The following is a 2,585-nucleotide window of genomic DNA, read 5'->3' as shown; positions in this document are numbered from 1 at the left end:
AGAAAACATTATTAGATGAGACGAATATACAACAAAATATAATTTCTGATTTACATGCGCTTACGCCCTCCACGCTTACTCTTGAAAAACCTATTACCATTACAATAAAAATCCCTGATGACTATGCATTAGGCGGACAACTGTTTATCGCAAAACTATCGGGCGCTAATTGGGATACTGTTACAAATTCAATAGTTTTAGATGGATTTGTTAGCGCTCAAGTAACAACACTGGGCACATATGCAATACAAATGCAGCGCAATGAAGCTTTTGCAAATATCGGCCCAACTTGCGACGCTAATGCAACAGAGCAGTCGGTAAGGTTTGTTCACGTTGCAGATTTACATGCTCGCTTTGGCTATGAAGAGCAATATTTCAGCCGGATCAAAGCCTACTACAACCAAGTAGCAAGCCAAACTCCGCACACCTTATTTACAAACGGTGGTGACGACTATGAAAAAGGCACCGTTGCTGAGCAATTATCACAAGGTACCGCGACAGAAGAAGCTATTAAAGCAATGCAGTTTGACCTACGAGTCGTTGGAAATCATGATTATGCTTGGGGCCCTGAAAAATTACTAAGTTATTCCCAAGACGAGAATGCAATTGTACTTGCTAGTAATACTCGTTATGAAGCAGAGCAACTACAAGACTTTGCAGGCGTAGGATTTGCAAAAGTACAAGTAGGATGTATTACACTTGGTGTCTTTGGCATGACCTCAGTGCCATGGAATGAGCTAGATGAACCAATTCAAGATGATCCGATCCCTGATTTTATTAAACAATTTAAAATGAGCTGGCAATGGCAACAAATCGCACAAAGCATCGTAAACCAATACAGTGATGATGTAGATTACATGATTATGTTGAGCCATTTAGGTGTGGGCCAAGATACTGATATGGCAACAAACGTACCCGGTATAGACTTAGTACTTGGCGGCCATACACACGGTGGGGAAAGCTACACAACCCTTGATAACGGCGCTATTGTTTTACAACCGGACTTTTATGCTAAAGGTATTACTGACTTAACGCTTACTTTTAATTTAGCTGATAAATCATCCCCAGTTGTTGATTACAAAACGATTGAAACCGATACAATTGATGAGCGCGATGAGGCAACAAAACTAGCTATAGATGAGATAATGGGGCGTTATGCTCCCGATGCAGAAACTGAAATCGCTATTTCTGAAAACTATCCAACTGATGCGCAGCTAGCCGAAATCACCGCCTTAGCCGCAAAACATTCAAGCACAATTAGCGCAGCATTACTTAACCCTGAACTAGTACAAAAGCGCTGGACACCCGGCACACTGACTCAAGAAGACTTCCATAAAGCTTTTTACGTAGAAAGACAGCCATCAAATACGCCAGGGTTTAACTCTATTTATAAAGTAACAGTATCGGGAAGCGACTTAACAACGATGTTTGCAAGTCAACCAGATTGGTTTTTACTTAAACCTGAAGATATACAACCCACTAATAATTACGAAGTTGCACTATTTAAAGGAGCAGCTTTGAATCCTGATTTATTTTTTAATAGTGTTACATTCTCAAACGTAGAACCAATAGCTGAAGCTTGGTGGCTACTTGATAAATATGCACGTGCTAGAACAAGTCAGTGCCTACACCTTGACACTGACACCGAACTTTATTCATGTAACAACTTAGCAAGTGTAACCGTATGGAACTTTGACGATACTAACAACCCGTTAGCAGCTGATTTTGGACCTTCGGTACTTAGCTACTTTGATCCAGATGAAACAAATTGGGGCACTGCAGAGACACAATATAGCACCACTACTCAATTAAATATTGATGATTTAAGTGATGGTCCTTCAGGTGTTATGGCGTTTTCTCGCCACGCTCCAACAGAAGGCTTACTTATTGATTTAAACACACCAGCAAATGGTGACTTTGCAAATGAAGGAATGGTGTCTGACTACACCTTGGTAATGGATTTATACTGGCCCGCAGAAGGTAAAGATATTTACCGTGCAATTATGCAAGCCAATACAACTGATTATCTTAATGATGATGCCGATATGTTTATTGATCCAAGCGGCGGCTATGGACAAGCAACTAGCGATAGCGGCTATTTTGGCAATACACAACCTGACTCTTGGCATCGTATAGCTTTTGTATTTTATACAGCACCAACCAACGGGGTGTTTGAAGTCTATATAGATGGAGAACTTGCTGGCGTAAAAGAGGATGGCGAAATCGATAGTCGCTGGGCACTCAATCAATCTGTATTGCTTTTTACAGATAACAATTATGAAACAGTACCAGGGTACTTAAATTCGCTGCTTTATGCAGGACGTGCTATGACCAGAGATGAAATTAAAAGTATGGGCGGCGCACAACAAAAGCTGTCTTTTGAGCAACCGACGCGAGTGCTAAATCAAACCATTGAGCGCCATTACCAAGCAGCTCCAGCAATTAAAACTAACATGTGGATAAAACAACGGAACAAGTTCTTTGGTAACGGCTCTTAAAGTGTAAACAATTACATACAAAAAGGCTTTTACTTATTAATTGTAAGAGGAGGTTTAGCGCAGGTTAAACCTCCTTTTTAGTATTTA

1 protein-coding gene is annotated in these 2,585 nt (G+C 40.5%); it reads left to right on the top strand.

Going from position 1 to position 2,585, the window contains the following annotated elements; genetic code table 11:
* A partial coding sequence (locus H5072_RS16520) for a metallophosphoesterase (protein WP_182694149.1) occupies positions 1-2,498 on the top strand: 2,498 nt, incomplete at its 5' end.
* Between the last annotated feature and the right edge of the window lie 87 nt (positions 2,499-2,585).

The organism is Pseudoalteromonas sp. SR45-5 (assembly GCF_014163565.1).
Classification (GTDB): Bacteria; Pseudomonadota; Gammaproteobacteria; order Enterobacterales; family Alteromonadaceae; genus Pseudoalteromonas; species Pseudoalteromonas distincta.
The sequence above is the reverse complement of the archived record's forward strand: the minus strand, read 5'-3'. Positions and strand labels throughout refer to the sequence as shown.